Raw genomic sequence first — 16042 nt, 5'->3', positions numbered from 1 at the left:
CGACCTTCCTATCAATCAAGCGACACCCTGGCCCTTTGCGGCTCTATCAGACGGCTCGAATCCTAAGCTTTTATCCACAGACTTGCCAAGCGCGGCGCGCAGGGATCGTCCCGATGACAGCCCGCTTCACCGCGCAATCGACTCGGCTCATCGCTTTAGCGCTCAAATCGCGAAGGCGGACGCCCAGCGCACGAACTCCATCCAGGGCTGCGTCGTCCAGATCATCGGCCGGACGATCATCACCGACACGACGATCAGGCTGCCCCAAAGCGTCGCGGGATGGATGCGCCCACGCGTCTTCCAGTCCCACACGAACAGCGGCAGCAGGAACAGGATCGGCAGGAACATGCCGATCACGGGATGCGGAAAGGGCATCCGCCCCATCGACGGCTGAAGCATGTTGACCATCGCGATCAGCATCAGCCTTTTATGCATCTGCGGATCGCGGCGGTTGACGAGCGCCGCGACGATCAGTCCGCCGAATACCGGCACGTCCATCAACGGCATCGCCGCCCAGGAAAGCGGATCGATTCCCGGCGGCGCGGTCGGGCGACCGACGCCCGCCAGCCCCACCCATATGCCCAGCGGGATCATGAGCGCGACGAGCACCATGCCGAGCACGCCAAGCCGGCGGTGGATATCGACGCGCCCGGCCGCGACCAGCGTGGTCTGGACCATGAAGAGCATCACCCACGCCGAAAAGACCAGACCATGGGCATGGACGAGCGGCGTCATCGGCGGGAACGGGAAATAGGGCGGCGCGATGCCGCGCAGATAATAGCTCGGCATGAAGCCGATAAAGGTCGAGATCAACGTGATCCCGGCCATGATCGTGAAGAAGCGCCGTTCCGCGGTCATCCCTCCGCGCGGCTTGCCCGCCATCGTCGCCATGTCGCCCTCCCCCCGGATTGCGGGCACGATGCTATAGCGGGGGCTTTCGCTGCGCAATGCCGAGCCGTGCGACCACCTCTGGTGGAACCTGGAGATCGGCGATCACCGCATCGGCATTGGCGAGGCCGCAGAGCTCGCGCTGGACCACGAAGCTCCAGACCTTGCCGGCCGCCGCATCGAGCAGTGCTTCGCGCATATCGGGATCGCCATTGGAAAGCGCCTTCAGCGCATCCTGCGCCGCGCGCCCGGCGCGTCCCAGCGCCTCCACCTTCTCGTTGAGCAGTTCGGCCTCGAGCGCGCCCAGCGCAGCATCGCCGAGCGACTTGCGGCCGGGCACGATCATGCGCCGGTCCGATGATCCGCGACGATGGCGCCACAGGCGGCCAGTTCGGCCTCATGACCTTCCTCACGCCATGCTTCGGCCAGCGCCTGCGCTTCCCATTCCCGCATCGCCGGCAACGCGATGATGCGATCGGTCCAGGCGCGGCCCGCCGCGCCGACATCGAGATCATAGGTCCGCACGCGATAGGCGACCGGCGCGTAAAAGGCATCTACGACGGTGAAGACATCGCCGGCGAGCCAGGGGCCGCCGAAACGCTCCAGCCCCTCCGCCCAGAGTTCACCGATCCGGGCGACATTGCGCGCGAGCGCGTCGCTCATCGGCTTGGGAACGACGCGGACACCGACATTCATCGTGCAATCGTTGCGCAGCGCGCCGAAACCGCCATGCATTTCCGCCGTCGCGCAGATCGCCCAGGCGCGCGCGGCCTCGTCGGCGGGCCACACGCCATCATGCCGCTCGGCAAGGTAGAGCGCGATGCCGAACGAGTCCCAGATCGTGCGATCGCCATCGATCAGCACGGGTACCTGCCCGGTCGGCGAGAAGTGCCTGAATTCCTCGAAATTGTCGGGCCTGGTGAAGGGCGCGATCCGGTCGTCGAACGCGATGCCGAGCATACGCATCAGCAGCCAGGGCCTGAGCGACCAGCTCGAATAATTGCGGTTCGCGGTGATCAGCGTGTAGCGCATGCCGGCTCCTTCGGGGACAGATAGTCGGGATCGTGGCCGAACGGCAGCGGCGCACCGTCCGCCAGCGCGGCCAGGATCGCGGCAAAATCGGTCCGGCAGCGGAAGCCCAGCAGCCGTTCCGCCTTTTCCGCCGCATAGACCCGATCGATATGCGCCGGCAGCGTCCAGCCCCGCGTGGCGTAAAGCGCGGCCGCCTCGGGAAAATAACGCGCGACGACCGATGGCGCATCCGCGATCAGCGCCGCGCAGTCCCCGTGCCGGAACGGCGTCGGCGCCGCGACGATGAAGGTCTCGAAGCCCAGGGCCGGTGCACGATCGAGCGCCGCGACATGCGCCTCGGCGGCGTCCTCGACGGTCAGCCGGCGGTTGAGAAACTCGTTCGCCTTGGTGTTGGGGCCGTTCTCGGCGATCTCGTGCGCCATGTCGTCGTCTTCGGGAAAGAAACGACCGGTGCGCAGCACGACGATGTTCAGCCCGTGCTCCAGATGATGGAGCCGACAGAGATGTTCAGCCGAAAGCTTGGTGACGCCATAGATGTTGCGCGGCAGCAGCGGCGCCATCTCCTCGGTCAGCCACGCGGCTTCGCGGGTGCCGCCGCCCCTGCCCGCGCGGATCGACGCGGAGATCATCAGCGATGTGGTGGAGGTGAAGACGAAACGGTCATTGCCCGCCGCTGCCGCCGCCTGGAGCAGGTTGAGCGTGCCGGTGACGTTGACGTCGACGAACGCCTGGGCGGGATAGCGGACGATATCGGGCTTGTGGAGCGCGCCGCCATGGATCACCGCCTCGATGCCGTGATCGGCGAAGGCACGATCGACTGTCGCGCGATCGGCGACCGAGCCGACAATATCGGTATCCGCGCCGGGCGCGACATCCAGGCCCGTCACGCGATGCCCCGCCGCACGCAGCCGGGGCGCGAGGAAGCGGCCGAGCCAGCCCGACGATCCGGTCAGGAGAATGCGCATGGCGCTCTCCTAACCGTGTCTTCGTTCGGGCGGAACCCGGCGCGCTCTTTTACTGCCCGCCCATTTTACTGGACGTAGTTGGCGGTGGTCTTCGCGGCCACGTCCTCGGCGGTCACGCCGGGCGCCAGTTCGATCAGCTTGAACGGGCTGTCGTGATCGGGGCGCTGGAACACCGCCAGATCGGTGATGATCATATCGACGACATTCTTGCCGGTCAGCGGCAGCGTGCATTCGGGGATGAACTTGGGATCGCCGGCCTTGGAGTTATGCTCCATCACCACGATGATCTTCTTGACGCCGGCCACGAGATCCATCGCGCCGCCCATGCCCTTGATCATCTTGCCGGGGATCATCCAGTTGGCGATGTCGCCGGTCTGGGAGATCTCCATCGCGCCGAGCACGGTCAGGTCGATATGGCCGCCGCGGATCATCGCGAAGCTGTCCGACGACGAGAAATAGACCGACGAGGGCAATTCGCTGATCGTCTGCTTGCCGGCGTTGATCAGGTCGGGGTCGACTTCGTCCTCATAGGGGAACGGCCCGATGCCGAGCATGCCGTTCTCCGACTGGAGCGTCACTTCCACGCCCTCGGGAATGTGGTTCGCCACCAGCGTCGGGATGCCGATGCCGAGATTGACGTAAAAGCCGTCCTTCAGCTCCTTGGCGGCACGCGCGGCCATTTCGTCACGGGTCCAGGCCATTCTCACTTCTCCTTTTCGGCGGGCTCGGCCCACCTCTTGTCCGCAGGGAATATGTCTTCGAAGCCACCCTTCAGGCCGCTTCCGTAAACGGGATTGGGCAAGGCGAACCAGCCGCCCCCCCAGAGTTGCGCGATCCGGCCCCGGATCGCCGCCATGCGCCGATCGGGCACAGATTTGATCGCATTGAACAGATCGGAAAAATCGCCGAGCTGGTCGCCGCCCAGCGCCAAGACGCAATAGCGTGCGGAGATCGTCCGGCGGCGGCCATCCTTGCGCGATCCCATGGCGTCGTCGCCCGACAGGAACAGCGTTTCGCCATGAACGGCGTCGCCCAGTCCGGCCGCCCTGATCGCCGCCACCGTGCCCGCCGCGTTGACGGCGGCGCGATTGGTATTGAAGACCACCGCAACGCCCTGCGCACGCAGCGCATTGACCGCGAACACCGCGCCGGGCACCGGCGAAACCGCGCCTGCTCCGGTCTTTTCCCAGCGATCCCACATCGCGCTGTCGAAAGGCCCGCCACCACGCCGCGCATCCCATTCCTCGAAACCGAGATTGAGCACGAGCGTCTCGTCGACGTCGAACACGACGGCGAAGGGCTTGTCACCGCACGGCACGAAAGCCGGCGACTCCAGCGTCGCGCCATCGGCCAGCACGACGCTGTCCTTCGGCCGGGCCTTCGCCTGCACGGAGACGTGATCGAGCAAGGCGCGGAACGCCTGGATCGAAAGCGCGCCCGCCTCGCCGGAGCCGTAGAGATACTGGAAGCCCGGCGCGGGCGTCGACGGTCTGGCCGCCGCGACCGGCGCCGAGGACGGCGGGCCGGCGGTCGCGCAGCCGCCAAGCGCGGCTACGCAGGCCAGCATCGCCGCGGCCGGCGCCCGTTTCACGCCGCTTCGCGCTCGCGAACCGTGCGGAACTCGATTTTCTTGTCGTACGGCGCGCCGATGATCAGACGCTTCACATAGATGCCGGGCAGGTGGATGCTGTCCGGATCGAGGCTGCCGACGGGCACCACTTCCTCGACTTCGGCGACGCAGATCTTGCCTGCGGTCGCCATCGGCTGGTTGAAGTTGCGCGCGGTCTTGCGGAAGATCAGGTTGCCTGCCTCATCAGCCTTCCAGCCCTTGATGATCGACAGATCGGCGCGGATGCCGCGTTCGAGAACATAGTCTTCGCCGTCGAAGCTCTTCACTTCCTTGCCCTCGGCGACGAGCGTGCCCACGCCGGTCCTGGTATAGAAGCCGGGGATACCCGCGCCACCGGCGCGGCAGCGCTCGGCCAGCGTGCCCTGCGGGCAGAATTCGACTTCGAGTTCGCCCGACAGATATTGTCGTTCGAATTCCTTGTTCTCGCCCACATAGGAGGCGATCATCTTCTTGACCTGGCGGCTGCGCAGCAGCTTGCCGAGGCCTTCATTGTCGATGCCCGCATTGTTCGAGGCGATGGTGAGATCCTTGACGCCCGATGCCTGGATCGCGTCTATCAGACGCTCCGGGATGCCGCAAAGGCCGAAGCCGCCCGCGCACAGGGTCATGCCATCGAACAGCAGGCCGTCAAGTGCCGCGGCCGCGTCGGAATAGAGCTTCTTCATGTGCGCCTCTCCAGAGATTTTTCCCTGGCGCCCGCCATAGGCGGGCCGCCGGGGACCGGTCAATTGGACGGCTGTGCAACCACGATTGCAGAAAATGCAATCGCAAATTCCCCGCTCAGATCGGCATGATCCCCAGCCTTGGCCGCTCGCCGCCATGGGTTTCCACCGCGATCGACACGCCGAGTTCCGCCAGCGCCGCGCGCTGTTCCGACGGCCGGGTCCGCAGCAGCACGTCTTCGCAAGGGCGTAGCGCCTGAAACGCCGGCAAAGCCGTCGTCTTCTCGACAAGCGCGGTGAGCAGCGGCCAGCGCGCGGCATCGCTCTCCCAGCCCGCGAGCTCAGCATTACGGAAGAATGCAGCCAGGCTGATCTCGGCGATACCGGGCCGATCCTCGAACAGCCAGCCGTTCGTGGGCATCAGACCTTCGAGATAGTCGAGCGCCACCGGCAGATCGGTCTCGATCGTCCGCGCGACCAGCGCTTCGTTGGTAGGCTCGCGGAAGACGAAGGGCTTGACGCGCTTCTGGAAGAACAGCCGCCAGATCATCAGGTCGCCCAGCCGGCTGTCCGCGAACTCCTCGATCCAGCGCGCCCGCGCCCGATCGGCCGGATCGGCAGGCTTGAGCGGATGGCCCGGATAGGCGTCGTCGAGATATTCGCAGATCACCGTGGAATCGCAGAGCGTCAGGTCTCCGTCGATCATCACCGGAATGCGGCGGAGCGGGCTGATCTCGCCGAACCGGTCATCGCCGAAGAAGGGGACGATCGGATCGATCTCGTAATCGACGCCCTTCAGCGCCAGCGCCACCAGCACCTTGCGGACATAGGGGGATACATGATTGCCGATGATCAGCATCGTCACCTCTGGAAATTGAGCTTCAGGCCGGGACGCGGCCAGTCGATCGCCGCGAGCCGCCCGGTCGCCGACATGCAGACATAAGCGGTGCGCATGTCGGGGCCGCCCCAGCAGATATTGGTGGTGAATGGATCGTCGGTCGCCACGAAATCGACCGGCTCGCCCGCCGGCGAGACGATGGTGATGCCGCTCGCGCCGATCGTCGCGACGCAGATATTGCCGCCCGCCTCGACGCCCAGACTGTCGAAATAGGTGTAGCCGCCGGGCGAATGGAGGAAATGTCCGCCGCCGCCCGAAAGCCCCGGCGCCTTCGCGATCATGCCCGGCGCCATCACCTCGAACGCCCAGAGCTTGCAGGTATAGGTTTCGGCGACATAGAGCGTCGCCCCGTCGGGCGAGAGGCCGATGCCATTGGGGTTCTCCAGCGGGAAGATCACTTCCTCCAGATGGCTCCCGTCGGCCTTCGCATAGAAGACGCCGGTGACATCGCGGGCACGCGCGCCGGTCTTGCCGTGATCGGTGAACCAGAAGCCACCATGCGCATCGAAGACGATATCGTTGGGGCCGCGCAGGGTGCAGCCGAAATCGCCGTCGCGATAGAGCGTCTCGACCGCGCCCGTCTCAAGGTCGATCCGCTCGATCCGCCCGCCTTCATAATCCGGCGGCGTGCCGTGCGGCATCAGCAACCCCTCCGCCTCGACCCAGCCGAAGCCGCCATTGTTGCAACAGTAAAGCTTGCCGTCCGGCCCCATCGCCAACCCGTTGGGCCCGCCGCCCGGCTCCGCGACGATGCGCTTGCCGCCGTCCGGCATGATCCGCGTGATGCGCCCGGCCGCGATCTCGACCAGCACGACGCTGCCGTCGGGCAACGCCACCGGTCCTTCGGGGAAACGCAATCCGTCCGCGACGATCCGCATCGGCAATTCCCTCGCTCGATAGTCTTTCGTTGCTACATCCTGTCGATCGGCCAACGCGTCTCTCGCGCCGCGCTACCTTGCTCGATCAGGTCGTCATTCACCGTGAAGCTACGTTGAAAGCGATGATCTCCATAGCTGTCCATGGGTTCGGACCAGGGCTGTTGCTGCGGCAGTTCCTCCGCGCGGTCTTGAAGCCTGCGCCTTGACCGATCTCATGCGACGCCACAGCAAGCGCATCAACAGCAGTTGCAGCCCAATGGCGAGCAAGGCGCCGAAGATGACAATGATCGTGTTCCCCATGGCGCCAGACTACATCATGATCAGGCTATTGGAAGCAAAGGTAGATCCATTTTTGCGGCTTTAGGGAAAGCGAACGACTCGCTAAGACCGGAACATGACAGATCAACGCACCGGCGGCCGCATCCTGGTCGATCAACTCGTGGCCCAGGGCTGCGATCGCATCTTCACCGTTCCCGGCGAAAGCTTCCTGGCCGTGCTCGATGCGCTGCACGACACGCCGGAGATCGAGACGGTGGTCTGCCGTCAGGAAGGCGGCGTCACCTTCATGGCGGAAGCGGACGGCGCGCTGTGCAAGCGCCCCGGCATCGCCTTCGTCACGCGCGGGCCGGGCGCCACGAACGCCTCGATCGGCGTCCATGTCGCGATGCAGGATTCGACGCCGATGATCCTGTTCATCGGCGACGTCTCACGCGGCGATCGTGACCGCGAGGCGTTCCAGGAAGTCGATTTCACCGCGATGTTCTCGCCGCTCGCCAAATGGGCGACGCGGATCGACGATGCGCGGCGCATCCCCGAATATCTCGCGCGCGCCTATGCGGTGGCGATGTCGGGCAGGCCCGGCCCCGTCGTGATCGCGCTGCCCGAGGATATGCTGACGGACGTGGTGGAGGCGGTCGACCGCCCGCGCGTCGTGCCCCCCGCCCAGCCCGCCGATCCCGAAGCGATGATGGCGCTGGTCGATCTGCTGAAGGACGCGTGCTCGCCCGTCGCGATCGTCGGCGGCGCGGGCTGGGACGAGGGCGCCTCGCACTATTTCCGGCAATGGGCGGAACGGATCGGCCTGCCCGTCGCCAGCGCGTTTCGGCGGCAGGATGCGATCCCCAATGATTGCAGCGTCTGGGCGGGCAATCTCGGCTATGGTCCCAATCCCAAATTGCTCCAGAGGATCAGGGAAGCCGATCTGCTGATCGTCGTCGGTCCGCGACTGGGGGAGGCGACGACCGATGGCTATACGCTGATCACCCCCGATCATCCCGACCAGACCCTCGTCCATGTCCATCCGGACCCCAACGAGCTCAACAGCGTCTACAAGACCTGCCTGCCGATCTGCGCGGACATGCGCGAATTCGCCGAACTCGCCGCGCAATGGGAAGACGACCTGCTCGATTTCGACGCCGGCAAGCAGGCGCATGCCGAATGGCTCGAATGGTCGACCGTTCAGCCCAACGGCGCCGCGCTCGATCTTGGCCAGTGCGTCAGGACGATGCGCGAGACGCTGCCTGGTGATTCGATCATCTGCAACGGCGCGGGCAATTTTTCGGGCTGGTGGCATCGCTATTGGCATTATGCGGGACCGGTCTGCCAGCTTGCGCCGACGGCGGGTGCCATGGGCTACGGCCTGCCCGCCGGCGTGGCGGCGGCGTTGCGCCACCCCGATCGCCAGGTGATCGTGCTGGCCGGCGACGGCGATTTCCTGATGAACGGCCAGGAACTGTCGACGGCGGTCCGCTATGGCTGCGACATGCTGGTGCTGGTGATCGACAATGGCGCCTATGGCACCATCCGCATGCATCAGGAACGCGAATATCCCGATCGCATCTCCGCCACGCAGCTCGTCAATCCCGACTTCGCCGCGTTCGCCCGCGCGTTCGGCGCATGGGCGGACACTGTCGAGACGACCGAACAATTCGCGCCCGCTCTCGAAAAGGCCCGCGCGATGAAGGGCGTTCGGCTGCTCCATCTGAAAACCGACGTCCAGCATATCGGCGCGGGCGGCAACACGCTCGAAAAGGTTCAGGCGGCCGGCCGCAAATCGCGCGGCGAATAAGCGAAAGGCTCCGCCCCGTCATGGAGCGAAGCCTTCCGCGACCCTTTCGGGATCAAGCCGGACCTGGTCAGATATCGTCGCCCAGGGCGCCCTTCACCTTGCCGACGAATTGCTGGCCCTTGCCCTTGCCTTCCTGACGCGCGCCTTCCTCGACAAGGCGCTCGTCGCCCTTGTCGCGGCCGATCGCCTGTTTCACCTTGCCGACGGCTTCGTTGGCATTGCCTTTGATCTTGTCGACCAGTTCACCCATTTCGAGCTCCTTCGGTTGTCGGCGGCCACGAAAGGCAGCCGCGATACTCCGAACCATCAACAATGATGGACGTGCGGATGTTCCCTGGATTGCGACGAAGCGCGGCATCGATCGGCAGAGTCACGCCCGATTAACCGCCACGAAGGGTTTCGGCCTTAAAGGCCGGAGGCTGGGAACGGCTGTGGGGAGCCATTGCGGATGGGGATGTCCAGGATCCTGCTGCGCGCGATCGTTGCGCTGGCGAGCATGGTGCTCGTCCCGCAGATCGCGCTCGCGGCGGACGAGGACGTCATCGCCAGGCGCCCCGTCTGCGCGCTGCCCGCCGACACGCCGATCGACGCGATCTTTTCGCCGGCGGCGCGGCCGCAATGCGGCCCCTATGGCAAGGTCCGCATCGATTCACCGCGCTGGCGGATCGTTTCCGGGCTGTCGCTCGCCGGAACGCCAGAGGACCCCTGGGCCATTCGCTGGCAGAATTTCTTCGCCGATCGGGTGACCGTGGTGGCACGCTATGCCGACGGCGCGACCGCCAGGGTCAGCGTCGATGACGGCGAGGTGGGCCGCCATATCTCGATCAACGCGATGGTGACCCGCGCGTTGCCGGTCCGGGCGACGCCGATCACCGATATCGCAATCCGCATCGATGGCGGCCGGATCAACCGCGACCAGGCGGATTCCTTCTCGATGGCGCGGCAAAGCCGTATCGCGCGCGACGCCAAGATCGATCTGCTGATGTGGGGCCTGTTCGCCGGCGTCGCCCTGGCGATGCTCGCCTATAACCTGATGCTGTGGACGGTGCTCCGTTTCCGCTTCCTGCTGCTCTATTGCGTCTCCGTCGCCACCATCCTGCTTTATGGCGCGACCTGGTCGGGCGGCATCTTCCTGATCGACCCGGGCTTGTCCGGAACCGACGCGGTTCGTGCCAATTTCTTCCTGCTGTCATGCCTGGGCGGTGCGGTGCTCTGGTTCGCCACCAGCTTCTTCGAGGACGAGGCCCTGCCGCCGATCGCGCGGCGCATCGCCACGCACGTCGCCCTGCTGCTGATCGGCGCCGGGGCGCTGTTCGCGTTGGGCCCGGTGAACCATATCGCGCTGCTGGACCGCATCTATTACGGCACATTCGCGATCGCGATCCCGATCCTGCCGCTGCTTTGCGTGCTGGCCTGGCGGCGCGGCAGTGCCGTGGCCTGGGTCTTCGCCGCCGCCTGGGCGGTGCCGGTCGCCGCCGCGCTGCTGCGATTGCTCAACGGCTACGACCTGATCCCCGGCAGCATCTCGCTGGGCAACAGCACTTTCTATTCGATGTGCTTCGAATCGCTCGTGAGCACGTTGGGAATCGCCTATCGTATCCGGCAGATCCAGCGTGAGCGGGATGCCGCCAACGCGGAACGCAGCGACTTGCGGCGGTTGGCCGATACCGATCCGCTGACCGGCCTGCTCAACCGCCGCGCCTTTCTCGACGGCGCGATCGAAGCGAGCAACGGCAAACCCAATCGCCTGATCCTGCTCGACATCGATCATTTCAAACGGGTCAACGATCGTCACGGTCATTTGACCGGGGACGTGGTGCTCAAGGATTTCGCGCTGCTGCTCACGGCTCTCGCGCCAGCGGGCACCCGTGTCGGCCGCCTGGGCGGCGAGGAATTCGCGGTGCTGATGGCCGCCACCGGCCGGCCGTCGGACTTCGCCGCCGATTTCCTGACCGCCCTGCGCGCGCTGGATTGCGCGGGCGGCTTGCGGATCACGGCCTCGATCGGCGTGGCCGAAGCGAACCTCGCCACCGCCGACGACTGGACCGCGCTCTACAAGGCGGCGGATGTCGCCCTGTATGAGGCCAAGGCCGCGGGCCGGAATCGCGCCCGCATCCACGGCCGTGCGCCCGATAGCCAGCAGGTGGCCACGGCGGCCGCCTGATGCGCGTTCAGATCAGCCCGGCCAGCGGACTCGACGGATCGGCATAGCGCCGCACGGGCATACGCCCGGCGCGATAGGAGAGCCGGCCACCCTCAACCGCCGCCTTCATCGCGCGCGCCATCATCACCGGATCCTTGGCTTCGGCGATCGCGGTGTTCATCAGCACGCCGTCGCAACCGAGCTCCATCGCGATCGCGGCATCGGACGCGCTGCCGACGCCGGCATCGACCAGCACGGGCACCTTCGCCCCCTCCACGATCAGCCGGATCGTCACGCGGTTCTGGATGCCCAGGCCCGATCCGATCGGCGCGCCCAGCGGCATGACCGCGACCGCGCCCGCATCCTCCAGCCGCTTCGCGGCGATCGGATCGTCGACGCAATAGACCATCGGCTTGAAGCCCTCATTGGCCAGCACCTCGGTCGCGCGCAGCGTTTCGACCATGTCGGGATACAGCGTCCGCGCTTCGCCCAGCACTTCCAGCTTCACCAGATCCCAGCCACCGGCCTCTCGCGCCAGGCGGAGCGTGCGGATCGCATCCTCGCCGGTGAAGCAGCCGGCGGTATTGGGCAGATAGGTGATCTTCTTCGGATCGATATAGTCAGTCAGCATCGGCGCGTTGGGATCGGCGACATTGACGCGGCGCACCGCGACGGTGACGATCTCCGCGCCCGATGCCGCGACCGCCGCCGCGTTCTGCTCGAAATCCTTGTATTTGCCGGTGCCGACGATCAGGCGCGACCGGAAGGTCTTGCCCGCCACCGTCCAGGTGTCGTTGGTCGACTCGGTCGATGCGGCATGATCGCCGCCACCGACGAAATGCACGATCTCGAGCTCGTCGCCATCCTCGACCGGCACCGTGCCGAGCGTCGAGCGCGGCACCACTTCCAGGTTGCGCTCAACCGCCACCTTTTCGGGATTGAGGCCAAGCTCGGCGGCGAGGCCGGCAAGCGTCAGCCCACCCGCGACGCGGCGATGTTCGCCATTGACGCGGATCGAAATGGTGCCGTCTATGCTCATGATTGTCGCCTGGATTTGCGCGTCGGGAAGGTCGCGCATATAGGAAGCCGTACCGATGCCTGACAAGCACAAGCCATATATATCTGCCGCGCTGCTCTGCGGCCTGATCCTGGCGGCGCCCGCCCAGGCCAAATTGCCCGACGGCGTCCGCGCCATGATCGAGGCGGCGCGCGACGACGGCAATGCGGAGACGCTGGCCGCCGTCATCCGCCTCGCCCGCCAGACCAACCCGCAAGACGCCGCCGAGATCGAACTGATCGCCTGGTCCGATTCCCGGTTGCTCAGGCCCGCGCCGCAGGCCGCCACACTCAGCCTGGCCGCACCGCAGCTTCCCCCGCTCGCCATGGCGGCCGCGCCGCCCGAGGCGATCTGGGATGGCGAAGGTGAACTGGGCGGCTTCCTGACGACCGGCAATTCCGATTCGTTCGGAATCACCGCCGGCATCAAGCTGACGCGCGACATGGGGCGCTGGAAACACAACCTGACGGGCCGCGCCGATTATCAAGAGGCGAACGACAAGGTCACCCGCGAATTCTATCAGCTCGGCTACAAGGGCGATCTGAAGCTGAGCGACCGCGCCTATGCCTTCGGCCTTGCCCAGTTCGAAAGCGACCACCTCGCCGGCTTCGACCAGCGCTGGTCGGTCGGTTCGGGCGTCGGCATACAGCTCGCAAAGAGCGAAACGTTCAACCTGCGCATCGAGGGCGGCCCGGCATTCCGCCATACCGGCTTCACCGACGGTAACGAGGAAGCCAATTTTTCAGGGCGCGGCGCCATCGGCATCGACTGGCGCCTGCGCGAAGGGCTGCGCGCCAAGCAGGACGCGTCGATCTATACCGAAAGCGGCGCGACCAGCATCCAGTCCACCACCGCGCTCGACGCCAAGCTGATGTCGAAGCTGTCGGCGCGCTTCTCCTATTCGCTGCGTTACGAAAGCCAGCCGCTGCCCGGTTCGGTCGGCACCGACACCGTCACGCGCGCCAGCGTCGTCTACGACTTCTGACCCGAAAGGCGACCATGGCCGAAACCTTCACCGTCTATGTCCTCAACGGACCCAATCTCAACCTGCTCGGCCTGCGCGAGCCCGAAATCTATGGATCCGACACGCTCGACGACATCGCGGCGGCGCTCGAGGACCAGGCGCGCGGGCTTGGGCTGGAGATCGATCTGCGCCAGTCCAATCACGAGGGCCATCTGATCGACTGGCTGCACGAAGCGAATGCCGAGGGGGCAAAAGGGGTGATCCTGAACGCCGCCGCCTTCACGCACACGTCGGTGGCGCTCCACGACGCGATCAAGGCGATCAAGGTTCCGGTGATCGAAGTGCATTTGTCGAATCCGCATAAACGCGAGGAATTCCGCCACAAAAGCTTCGTCGCTTCGGCTGCCAGGGGAACAATCGCCGGATTTGGCGCGCTTTCCTACACCCTGGCGCTGGACGCCATCGCACGCTTCTGACAAGGAGCGGCGCTTATGTTGGATAAAAAGAGGGTCGCATGACCGATACCACCAACGGGGGCTCGATGCAGGTTGACGCGGGGCTGGTTCGCCAGCTCGCCGAATTGCTCGATGAAACGAAGCTCACCGAGATTGAAGTTCAGGACGGCGACCGCCGGATCCGCGTTGCACGGACCGTGACCGTCAGTGCCGCGCCGATGGCTGCGATTGCCGCAAGCGCGCCGGCGGCCACCCCGGCGGCGGAAGCGGCGCCAGCCGGGGCCGAGCATGCCAATGCCATCCGATCGCCGATGGTGGGCACCGCCTATCTCTCTCCCGAACCGGGCGCCTCCCAGTTCGTTTCGGTCGGCGGCACCGTGAAAGCCGGCGACACGCTGCTCATCGTCGAAGCGATGAAGGTGATGAACCCGATCACCGCACCGGCCGCCGGCACGGTGAAGGCGATCCTGGTGGGCAATGGCCAGCCGGTCGAATTCGACCAGCCGCTGATCGTCGTCGAGTAGGCCATCCCATGGCCATTCAGAAACTCCTGATCGCCAATCGCGGCGAGATCGCGCTGCGCATCCATCGCGCGGCCCACGAGATGGGAATCAAGACGGTCGCGGTGCATTCAACGGCGGATGCCGACGCGATGCATGTCCGCCTGGCGGACGAGGCGGTCTGCATTGGCCCGCCGCCCGCCGGCGAAAGCTATCTGAACATCCCGAACATCATCTCGGCGGCGGAGATCACGCATGCCGACGCGATTCATCCCGGTTACGGCTTCCTGTCGGAAAACGCGCGCTTCGCTGAGATCGTCGAACTCCACAACATGATCTTCGTCGGCCCGAAGCCCGAACATATCCGGGTGATGGGCGACAAGGTGGAGGCCAAGCGCACCGCCGGCGCGCTGGGGCTGCCGCTGGTGCCGGGTTCGCCCGGCCCGCTGGAAAGCCTCGCCGAAGCCAAGGCGATCGCGGCCGAGATCGGCTATCCCGTGCTCATCAAGGCCGCCTCTGGCGGCGGCGGACGCGGCATGAAGGTGGTTCCCGACGAGTCGCAGCTCGAAACGCTGATGGCCCAGGCCGGCAGCGAGGCGAAGGCGGCGTTCGGCGATGCGACCGTCTATATGGAGAAATATCTCGGCAATCCGCGCCATATCGAGTTCCAGATCTTCGGCGACGGCAACGGCAATGCGATCCATCTGGGCGAGCGCGACTGTTCGCTGCAGCGCCGCCACCAGAAGGTGCTCGAGGAAGCCCCCTCCCCCGTCATCAGCACCGAAGTGCGCGAACATATGGGCGGGCTCGTCGCCAAGGCGATGGCGGACATGGGCTATCGCGGCGCCGGCACGATCGAGTTCCTGTACGAGGACGGCGAATTCTACTTCATCGAGATGAACACCCGCCTGCAGGTGGAGCATCCGGTGACCGAGGCGATCACCGGCCTCGATCTCGTCCGCGAACAGATCCGCATCGCCGAGGGTCACCCGCTGACCTTGCGCCAGGAAGACGTGATCTTCCGCGGACATGCGATCGAATGCCGCATCAATGCCGAGGATCCCCGGACCTTCGCGCCCTCACCGGGCCTGGTGAAAAGCTATCATGCACCTGGCGGCATGAACGTGCGGGTCGATAGCGGCCTGTATGCCGGCTATCGCGTGCCGCCCTATTATGACAGCATGATCGCCAAGCTGATCGTTTACGGCACCACGCGCGCCGGCGCGATCCGCCGCCTGCGCCGCGCGCTGGAGGAATTCGTCGTTGACGGCATGAAGACGACGATTCCGCTGCACCAGGCGCTGATCGAGGATCCCGAGTTCCAGTCGGGCGATTATACGATCAAATGGCTGGAAGAATGGCTGGCGAAACAGGATGGAACCACCACCGCCCCTTGATCGTCATCCTGGCGAAAGCCGGGGTCTGCCGACCAGATCGCGTCATATCCTGTGAAAGGCCAGCCTCTGCTGGCACGACGAGAGAGAAGCTGATGAAAGCGACCATCTGGCATAATCCGCGTTGCAGCACGTCGCGCAAGACGCTGGAGATTCTTCAGAACACCGCCGGCGTCGACGTCGAGGTGATCGAATATCTGAAGACCCCGCCAAGCCGCGAGACGCTCGCCGCGCTCTACAAGCGCGCCGGCATCACGCCGCATCAAGGGTTGCGCGGCAAGGAGCCGCTGGCCCGCGACCTCGATCTCGCCCATGTCAGCGAAGCGGCGGTGCTCGACGCGATGATTTCCGATCCGATCCTGATCGAACGTCCGATCGTCGAGACCGAAAAGGGCGTCCGCGTCTGCCGCCCGATCGAGACGGTCAACGAAATCCTCTGAAGACAACGCGCGGCATTGCCAACCGCAACGAAGCTGTCACATTTCTTCCGTCTAGAGCGATGGAGGAC

18 protein-coding genes are annotated in these 16042 nt (G+C 65.5%); 7 read left to right on the top strand and 11 right to left on the bottom strand.

Annotation, left to right across the window (positions count from 1 at the left end):
• Nucleotides 1–162: 162 nt before the first annotated feature.
• From ACODTA_RS09475 to ACODTA_RS09435, 9 genes are all read right to left on the bottom strand, one after another.
• On the bottom strand, nt 163–891 hold the full coding sequence (locus ACODTA_RS09475) for a hypothetical protein (RefSeq protein WP_489065655.1): 729 nt from the start codon (nt 889–891) through the stop codon (nt 163–165).
• A 31-nt stretch (nt 892–922) separates the two neighbouring features.
• Nucleotides 923–1234, bottom strand: coding sequence for a DUF6665 family protein (locus ACODTA_RS09470; protein WP_489065654.1), 312 nt, complete (start codon nt 1232–1234; stop codon nt 923–925).
• Nucleotides 1231–1920: a glutathione S-transferase family protein gene (locus tag ACODTA_RS09465; RefSeq protein ID WP_489065653.1), complete on the bottom strand. Its 690-nt coding sequence runs from the start codon at nt 1918–1920 to the stop codon at nt 1231–1233. Before ACODTA_RS09465 ends, ACODTA_RS09470 begins: the two co-directional genes overlap by 4 nt.
• Nucleotides 1905–2885 (bottom strand): NAD-dependent epimerase/dehydratase family protein, encoded by a 981-nt coding sequence (locus ACODTA_RS09460; RefSeq protein WP_489065652.1) that lies wholly within the window; start codon nt 2883–2885, stop codon nt 1905–1907. The genes ACODTA_RS09465 and ACODTA_RS09460 overlap by 16 nt, the downstream gene beginning before the upstream one ends.
• 65 nt (nt 2886–2950) lie before the next feature.
• A complete protein-coding gene (locus tag ACODTA_RS09455; protein ID WP_489065651.1) occupies nt 2951–3586 on the bottom strand; it encodes a 3-oxoacid CoA-transferase subunit B in 636 nt (211 codons plus the stop codon).
• Between the two features lie 2 nt (nt 3587–3588).
• Nucleotides 3589–4452: a 5'-nucleotidase, lipoprotein e(P4) family gene (locus tag ACODTA_RS09450; RefSeq protein WP_489066194.1), complete on the bottom strand. Its 864-nt coding sequence runs from the start codon at nt 4450–4452 to the stop codon at nt 3589–3591.
• Nucleotides 4453–4472: 20 nt separating this feature from the next.
• On the bottom strand, nt 4473–5180 hold the full coding sequence (locus ACODTA_RS09445) for a CoA transferase subunit A (protein WP_489065650.1): 708 nt from the start codon (nt 5178–5180) through the stop codon (nt 4473–4475).
• Nucleotides 5181–5295: 115 nt separating this feature from the next.
• Nucleotides 5296–6036 carry a glutathione S-transferase family protein gene (locus ACODTA_RS09440; RefSeq protein WP_489066193.1) on the bottom strand — a complete coding sequence of 247 codons (741 nt, stop codon included), beginning with the start codon at nt 6034–6036 and terminating at the stop codon, nt 5296–5298.
• A gap of 2 nt (nt 6037–6038) precedes the next feature.
• Entirely contained in the window at nt 6039–6953 is a 915-nt protein-coding gene (locus tag ACODTA_RS09435; protein WP_489065649.1) for an SMP-30/gluconolactonase/LRE family protein, read from the bottom strand.
• Between the two features lie 394 nt (nt 6954–7347).
• Between ACODTA_RS09435 and ACODTA_RS09430 the strand changes: the two genes are divergently transcribed.
• Complete coding sequence (locus ACODTA_RS09430) at nt 7348–9021, top strand: thiamine pyrophosphate-binding protein (protein WP_489065648.1); 1674 nt, start codon at nt 7348–7350, stop codon at nt 9019–9021.
• Nucleotides 9022–9088: 67 nt separating this feature from the next.
• On the opposite strand, the gene ACODTA_RS09425 is transcribed toward ACODTA_RS09430, so the two are convergent.
• Nucleotides 9089–9271, bottom strand: coding sequence for a CsbD family protein (locus tag ACODTA_RS09425; RefSeq protein WP_489065647.1), 183 nt, complete (start codon nt 9269–9271; stop codon nt 9089–9091).
• A gap of 198 nt (nt 9272–9469) precedes the next feature.
• Here ACODTA_RS09425 and ACODTA_RS09420 point away from each other — a divergent pair, with 198 nt between their 5' ends.
• Nucleotides 9470–11185, top strand: coding sequence for a GGDEF domain-containing protein (locus ACODTA_RS09420; protein WP_489065646.1), 1716 nt, complete (start codon nt 9470–9472; stop codon nt 11183–11185).
• A gap of 7 nt (nt 11186–11192) precedes the next feature.
• On the opposite strand, the gene thiS is transcribed toward ACODTA_RS09420, so the two are convergent.
• Entirely contained in the window at nt 11193–12203 is a 1011-nt protein-coding gene (gene thiS, locus ACODTA_RS09415; protein WP_489065645.1) for a sulfur carrier protein ThiS, read from the bottom strand.
• 55 nt (nt 12204–12258) lie between these two features.
• Here thiS and ACODTA_RS09410 point away from each other — a divergent pair, with 55 nt between their 5' ends.
• The 5 genes from ACODTA_RS09410 (at nt 12259) to arsC (ending at nt 15974) form a co-directional block, all read left to right on the top strand.
• Nucleotides 12259–13206: a DUF481 domain-containing protein gene (locus tag ACODTA_RS09410; RefSeq protein WP_489065644.1), complete on the top strand. Its 948-nt coding sequence runs from the start codon at nt 12259–12261 to the stop codon at nt 13204–13206.
• 14 nt (nt 13207–13220) lie between these two features.
• The gene (gene aroQ, locus ACODTA_RS09405; protein WP_489065643.1) at nt 13221–13661 is read left to right on the top strand and encodes a type II 3-dehydroquinate dehydratase; all 441 of its coding nucleotides are present in this window, start codon (nt 13221–13223) and stop codon (nt 13659–13661) included.
• A gap of 38 nt (nt 13662–13699) precedes the next feature.
• The gene (accB, locus tag ACODTA_RS09400) at nt 13700–14164 is read left to right on the top strand and encodes an acetyl-CoA carboxylase biotin carboxyl carrier protein (protein ID WP_489065642.1); all 465 of its coding nucleotides are present in this window, start codon (nt 13700–13702) and stop codon (nt 14162–14164) included.
• 8 nt (nt 14165–14172) lie between these two features.
• A complete protein-coding gene (accC, locus tag ACODTA_RS09395) occupies nt 14173–15537 on the top strand; it encodes an acetyl-CoA carboxylase biotin carboxylase subunit (protein ID WP_489065641.1) in 1365 nt (454 codons plus the stop codon).
• A gap of 92 nt (nt 15538–15629) precedes the next feature.
• Nucleotides 15630–15974: an arsenate reductase (glutaredoxin) gene (gene arsC / locus ACODTA_RS09390; RefSeq protein WP_489065640.1), complete on the top strand. Its 345-nt coding sequence runs from the start codon at nt 15630–15632 to the stop codon at nt 15972–15974.
• The last annotated feature ends 68 nt before the right edge of the window (nt 15975–16042 follow it).

It is taken from the genome of Sphingomonas sp. FG14, from assembly GCF_057809675.1.
Note: the sequence above shows the minus strand (reverse complement) of the source record. Positions and strands in the feature narration are given on the sequence as shown.

What these genes read in the sequence shown, in the direction of transcription:
- ACODTA_RS09475 (WP_489065655.1), bottom strand. Translation starts at nt 891, where the DNA reads ATGGCGACGATGGCGGGCAAGCCGCGCGGAGGGATGACCGCGGAACGG.
- ACODTA_RS09470 (WP_489065654.1), bottom strand. Translation starts at nt 1,234, where the DNA reads ATGATCGTGCCCGGCCGCAAGTCGCTCGGCGATGCTGCGCTGGGCGCG.
- ACODTA_RS09465 (WP_489065653.1), bottom strand. Translation starts at nt 1,920, where the DNA reads ATGCGCTACACGCTGATCACCGCGAACCGCAATTATTCGAGCTGGTCG.
- ACODTA_RS09460 (WP_489065652.1), bottom strand. Translation starts at nt 2,885, where the DNA reads ATGCGCATTCTCCTGACCGGATCGTCGGGCTGGCTCGGCCGCTTCCTC.
- ACODTA_RS09455 (WP_489065651.1), bottom strand. Translation starts at nt 3,586, where the DNA reads ATGGCCTGGACCCGTGACGAAATGGCCGCGCGTGCCGCCAAGGAGCTG.
- ACODTA_RS09450 (WP_489066194.1), bottom strand. Translation starts at nt 4,452, where the DNA reads ATGCTGGCCTGCGTAGCCGCGCTTGGCGGCTGCGCGACCGCCGGCCCG.
- ACODTA_RS09445 (WP_489065650.1), bottom strand. Translation starts at nt 5,180, where the DNA reads ATGAAGAAGCTCTATTCCGACGCGGCCGCGGCACTTGACGGCCTGCTG.
- ACODTA_RS09440 (WP_489066193.1), bottom strand. Translation starts at nt 6,036, where the DNA reads ATGCTGATCATCGGCAATCATGTATCCCCCTATGTCCGCAAGGTGCTG.
- ACODTA_RS09435 (WP_489065649.1), bottom strand. Translation starts at nt 6,953, where the DNA reads ATGCGGATCGTCGCGGACGGATTGCGTTTCCCCGAAGGACCGGTGGCG.
- ACODTA_RS09430 (WP_489065648.1), top strand. Translation starts at nt 7,348, where the DNA reads ATGACAGATCAACGCACCGGCGGCCGCATCCTGGTCGATCAACTCGTG.
- ACODTA_RS09425 (WP_489065647.1), bottom strand. Translation starts at nt 9,271, where the DNA reads ATGGGTGAACTGGTCGACAAGATCAAAGGCAATGCCAACGAAGCCGTC.
- ACODTA_RS09420 (WP_489065646.1), top strand. Translation starts at nt 9,470, where the DNA reads ATGGGGATGTCCAGGATCCTGCTGCGCGCGATCGTTGCGCTGGCGAGC.
- thiS (WP_489065645.1), bottom strand. Translation starts at nt 12,203, where the DNA reads ATGAGCATAGACGGCACCATTTCGATCCGCGTCAATGGCGAACATCGC.
- ACODTA_RS09410 (WP_489065644.1), top strand. Translation starts at nt 12,259, where the DNA reads ATGCCTGACAAGCACAAGCCATATATATCTGCCGCGCTGCTCTGCGGC.
- aroQ (WP_489065643.1), top strand. Translation starts at nt 13,221, where the DNA reads ATGGCCGAAACCTTCACCGTCTATGTCCTCAACGGACCCAATCTCAAC.
- accB (WP_489065642.1), top strand. Translation starts at nt 13,700, where the DNA reads ATGACCGATACCACCAACGGGGGCTCGATGCAGGTTGACGCGGGGCTG.
- accC (WP_489065641.1), top strand. Translation starts at nt 14,173, where the DNA reads ATGGCCATTCAGAAACTCCTGATCGCCAATCGCGGCGAGATCGCGCTG.
- arsC (WP_489065640.1), top strand. Translation starts at nt 15,630, where the DNA reads ATGAAAGCGACCATCTGGCATAATCCGCGTTGCAGCACGTCGCGCAAG.